General features: G+C 74.1%; 2 protein-coding genes. Both read right to left on the bottom strand.

Annotation, left to right across the window (positions count from 1 at the left end; translation table 11 throughout):
* On the bottom strand, positions 1–4902 hold a 4902-nt coding region (locus NGF19_RS30115), incomplete at its 3' end, for a type I polyketide synthase (protein ID WP_252429092.1).
* Positions 4903–4904: 2 nt separating this feature from the next.
* Positions 4905–5415 (bottom strand): acyl carrier protein (locus NGF19_RS30110; RefSeq protein WP_252429091.1); only part of this gene is annotated, 511 nt, incomplete at its 5' end.

Raw genomic sequence — 5415 nt, 5'->3', positions numbered from 1 at the left:
GGTCCTGACCAGGTCCAGCAGGACGTCGGTCCGCTGGGCGTCGGGCATTCGGGCGAGGCGTGCGCTGAGGTCCTCGTCGCCGCCGCCGCGCCGTGCGGGCACGCGTACCAGGTCGCGCAGGACGGGCGCGATGGCGGTGTCGGCGGCGCGGAGTGCCGGGATGTCCAGCCGCGCGGGCAGGAGCGCCGGTTCACCGGAGGCCAGGGCTCGGTCGAACAGGGCGAGTCCTTCGGCGGCCGTGAGCGCGGCGATGCCGGACCGGCTGATCCGGTGCAGGTCGCTGTCGTCGACGTGGCCCGTCATGCCGCTGCGCGGCTCCCAGAATCCCCAGGCGAGTGCCGTGGCGGCCTGCCCACGGGCGCGCCGGTGGGCGGCCAGGGCATCGAGGAAAGCGTTGGCGGCGGCGTAGTTGGCCTGCCCTGCGGCGCCCAGGACGCCGGCCGCCGACGAGAAGAGGACGAAGGCGCTCAGGTCGAGGTCGGCGGTGAGCTCGTCGAGGACCCGCGCGGCGTCGATCTTCGGCCGGAGGACGGCGTCGACGCGTTCCGGGCTGAGCGTGGCGACGAGTCCGTCGTCGAGCAGGCCGGCGGCGTGCACGACCGCGCGCAGGGGGTGTGCCGCCGGGATGGCGTCGAGGACGGCGGCGACGGCCTGGCGGTCGGCGGCGTCGCAGGCGACGACGTGCACGGTGGCGCCGAGGGCGGAGAGGTCGTTCAGCGTCGCCTCGTCCGCGGTGCCGCCGCGGCTGAGCAACAGCAGGTGTCGGACGCCGTGCTCGGTCACCAGGTGGCGGGCCACCAGGCCGCCCAGGACGCCGGTGCCGCCGGTGATGAGCACGGTGCCCTCGGGGTCGAAGGGCGCGGCGTCGAGTCCGGCGGACTGCGGAAGGCGGGCGAGTCGCGGGAGGTGGAGGGCGCCGTCGCGGACGGCCGCCTGCGGCTCGCCGGAGGCCAGGGCCAGTGCCAGGCCGTGGCCCTCGGGGTCGGTCTCGTCCAGGTCGACGAGGGCGAAGCAGCCGGGGTTCTCCGTCTCGGCCGCCCGGACCAGGCCCCAGACGGCGGCGCCGGCGGGCCGGCTCGGGGCCTCGCCCGGCCGGACGGCGACGGCGCCCCGGGTCACGATCACGAGCCGGGCCGAGGCGGACCGCTCGTCGGACAGCCAGGACTGGATCCGCTCCAAGACGGCGTGCACGGCCTCGTGCGGGGTCTCCTGGTCGACGTCGACGACCACGTCGTCGGCTCCCGCGCGGGGCGCCGCCTGCTCGGCGGCCGAGGCAGGGCGCCAGGTGAGGTGGTAGAGCGCGGCGTCGTGGGCGGTGCCGAGGTGCGCCGCAGACACCGGTCGTACCGCCAGGGATTCGGCCGAAAGCACCGGTGCGCCGGTCGTGGCGTCGATGGCCAGCAGGGACAGGGCGTCGGGGCCGGCGCCCGTCAGTCGGATGCGCAGCATGGTTCCGGCGACCTGGCGCAGGGTCACGCCGGTCCAGGAGAACGGCAGTCGGGGGGCCGCCGTGCCGGCCGGTGCGGCGAGGTCGGCGAGGTGCAGGCCGGCGTCGAGCAGAGCCGGGTGGACGCCGAAGCGGCCGGTGCCGCTCTCCTTGGGCAGGACGACCTCGGCGTACACCGCGTCGCGGGTGCGCCATGCGGCCCGCAGGCCCTGGAACGCGGGTCCGTAGACCAGTCCCTGGTCGTGCAGGCGGGTGTAGTGGTCGACGAGGTCGACGGGTTCCGCGTCGGCCGGCGGCCAGGGGGCCGGGCCGGCCGGGACGGCCCCCGGGTCGGCCGCCAGTGCACCGCCGGCACACCGCACCCATTCCTGGTCGGTGGCGTCGGCGGGCCGGGTGTAGATGTCGAGCGCGCGGCGGCCGGTGCCGTCCAGGGCGGCGACGATCACCTGGATCTGCAGGGCGCCGTGGTCGGGCAGGACCACCGGCGCCTCGAAGGTGAGCTCGTCGACGCGTCCGCACCCAGCCTGGTCCGCAGCCCTGATCGCGAGGTCGAGCAGCGCGGTGCCCGGCAGCAGGGGGCGGTCGAGGACGGTGTGGTCGGCGAGCCAGGGATGGGTGTCGAGCGAGACACGACCGGTGAGCACGAACCCGTCGCCATCGGCGAGGCCGAGGGACATGTGCAGGAAGGCGTGGTCGGACACGGCGAAGTCGCCGGTGGCGCGTCCCCCGTCCCGCAGGCCGGCCGGCCAGTACCGGGTGCGTTGGAAGGCGTAGGTGGGCAGGTCGACCCGCCGGGGGGCGCCGCCGACGACGACGTCCCAGTCGACGGCGACGCCGTGCGTGGACAGCTCCGCCAGCGAGGTGAGGAACCTGCCCCGGCCGCCCTCCCCGCGGCGCAGAGTTCCGGCGGCCAGGCCCGTGCGGCCCGTGTCGTCCAGGACCTCCCGGACGCCGAAGGTGAGCACCGGGTGCGGGCTCACCTCGACGAAGTCGGTGTGGTCCTGCTCGACGAGCGCGCGGATCGCCTGCTCGAAGCGCACGGTCGCCCGCAGGTTCAGGTACCAGTACTCGGCGTCCATCCGCGCCGTGTTCAGCAGCGCACCGGTCACCGTTGAGTACAGCGGGACCTGCGATTCCCGGGGGCGGATGTCGCGCAGTGCGGCGATCAGCTCGTCTGCGAGCGCCTCGACGCTCGGCGAGTGCGAGGCGTAGTCGACCGGGATGCGGCGGGCCTGGTCATCCGACTCGAGCAGCGCCTCCAGCGCGTCGGTACCGCCCGAGACCACCGTGGAGCGGGGGCCGTTCACCGCGGCGACCGACAGTCCTCCGCTCAGGTCGATCTCGTCGGCGGGCCGCGGCACGGACACCATGCCGCCCTGTCCGGCCAGTCGGACCAGAGCCTGGCTGCGCAGGGCCACCACCCGGGCGGCATCGTCCAGGGACAGGGCGCCGGCGACACAGGCCGCCGCGATCTCGCCCTGGGAGTGCCCCACCACGGCGACGGGTTCCACGCCCGCCGAGCGCCACAGCTCGGCCAGCGAGACCATCACGGCGAACAGGGCGGGCTGGACGACGTCGACGCGTTCCAGCGCCCCCGCCTCGGCCAGGACGTCCAGGAGGGACCAGTCCACGTACGGTCGCAGCGCCTCGGCGCACTCGGCCAGGCGAGCCGCGAATACGGGTGACGACTCAAGCAGGTCCAGCGCCATGCCCGCCCACTGCGCGCCCTGGCCGGGGAAGACGAACACCGCCTGGTTCCGGCCCTGCTCGGCAACGCCCTCGACCACGGCCGGCGATCCGCTGCCCGTGGCGAGGGAGCGGAGGTTGTCGCGCATCTCGTCGAGGTCGGCGCCGAGCAGCACCGCCCGGTGCCGGAAGGCCGTACGGCCGTGGGTGAGCGACCAGGCCACGTCTTCGAGCCGCGGCTCCGGGTGGTCGTCGAGGTACGAGGCCAGCGAACGGGCCTGCGCGCGCAGCGCCTCCTCGGTCTTTGCCGACAGGAACCAGGGCAGGGGGGTGCCCTCGCCGGGGCCGCCAGGCTGTGCGGGCTCGGCGGGCTGTGCGGGGTCGACGGCCGACGGCTGTTCGAGGATGACGTGGCTGTTGGTGCCGCTGACGCCGAACGCGGACACGGCGGCACGGCGGACCCGCCCGGTCTCCGGCCAGGGGGTCGCCTCGGTGACCAGTCGTACGCCGCCCGCCGACCAGTCCACATGGGACGACGGCTTGTCCACGTGGAGGGTGGCCGGGAGCGTGCCGTGACGCATCGCCATGACCATCTTGATCACCCCGGCCACACCGGCCGCGGCCTGGGTGTGCCCGATGTTGGACTTGATGGAGCCCAGCAGCAACTGGTGCCCGCCCGCGCGCTCGGCACCGTAGGTGGCCAGCAGCGCCCGCGCTTCGATCGGGTCGCCGAGCGGCGTGCCGGTGCCGTGCGCCTCGACGGCGTCGACCTCCGTGACAGTGAGGCCGGCGGCGGCGAGGGCCTGGCGGATGACCCGCTGCTGGGCGGCGCCGTTCGGTGCGGAGAAACCGCTGCTCGCACCGTCCTGGTTGACGGCGGAGCCGCGGACGACGGCGAGTACGGGGTGCCCGTGGCGCAGGGCATCGGAAAGCCGCTCGACCAGGAGCACTCCGGCGCCCTCGGACCAACCGGTGCCGTCCGCGCCGTCCGCGAACGACTTGCACCGCCCGTCCGGGGCCAGCCCGCGCTGGCGGCTGAAGTCGATGAAGGGCCGCGGCGTGGCCATGACCGTCACACCTCCGGCGAGCGCCATCGAACACTCGCCCTTCCGCAGCGCCTGGACCGCCAGGTGCAGCGCGACCAGGGACGACGAGCAGGCGGTGTCGAGGGTGACCGCAGGGCCTTCCAGGCCGAGTTCGTACGCGATCCGACCGGACACCACACTGCCGGACGTGCTGTTCCCGAAGTAGCCCTCGTACTCCTCGGACGCGCGCTCCAGCAGGCCGCTGTAGTCGTGGTACATCGTCCCGGCGAACACGCCGGTACGGCTGCCCCGCACCGACTCGGGATCGATCCCCGACCGCTCCAGCGCCTCCCAGGCGACTTCCAGCATCAGCCGCTGCTGCGGGTCCATCGTCACCGCTTCGCGCGGCGAGATCCCGAAGAACTCCGCGTCGAACTCGCCCGCGTCGTGCAGGAAGCCGCCGCGCCGCACGTAGGACGTGCCAAGGTGCTCGGGGTCGGCGTCGTAGAGGTGCTCCACGTCCCAGCCGCGGTCGGTGGGGAAGTCCGTGATCGCGTCCTCGCCGCGCTCGGCCAGCCGCCACAGCTCTTCGGGAGTCCGGACCCCGCCGGGGTAGCGGCACGCCATGCCGATGATGGCGATGGGCTCACCGGCGGCGGCCTCGGCGTCCCGCAGTTTCCGGCGCGTCTGGTGCAGTTCGGCCGTAACCCACTTCAGGTTCTCAAGCAGTGTGTTGTCGGTCATGGTCAGCGCCCGAACTCCCGTCGAATGAAATCAAGAACCTCGTCGGCCGACGCCGACTCAAGCGTGTCCAGGACGCTCGTCCCCGGGTCCGGGTCCAGGTCCTGCGGTGGTGTGGTGGCGGCGGGCCCAGGTCGAGGGATCTCGGCATCCAGGTGCCGGGCCAGGGCCCGCGGATTCGGGTGCTCGAACAGCAGCGTGGCGGGCAGCGCCAGGCCGGTGGCCGTGCCGAGCCGGTTCCGCAGTTCCACCACGGCCAGCGAGTCGAAGCCCATGGCCATGAAGCCGGTGTCCATCTCGATGTGGTCCGGGCCCGCGTGCCCGAGCACCGCGGCGACGTGCGAGCGGACCAGCTTCGCGATGATCCGTTCCCGGTCCTGTGGCGTCGCGCCCTCGATCTGCTGCCGCAGTTCGGCTGCCGCGTCCTGCGCGCCGCTCGTGGGCGCGACGGGTACGCGGACGACCTCGCGGAGAACCATGGGCACCTGGTCGGTCCCACGGGCACTCAGTCGCGCG

This window comes from Streptomyces macrolidinus (assembly GCF_023887685.1).
GTDB classification, from domain to species: domain Bacteria; phylum Actinomycetota; class Actinomycetes; order Streptomycetales; family Streptomycetaceae; genus Streptomyces; species Streptomyces macrolidinus.
This window is presented reverse-complemented; position numbering and strand designations above follow the sequence as displayed.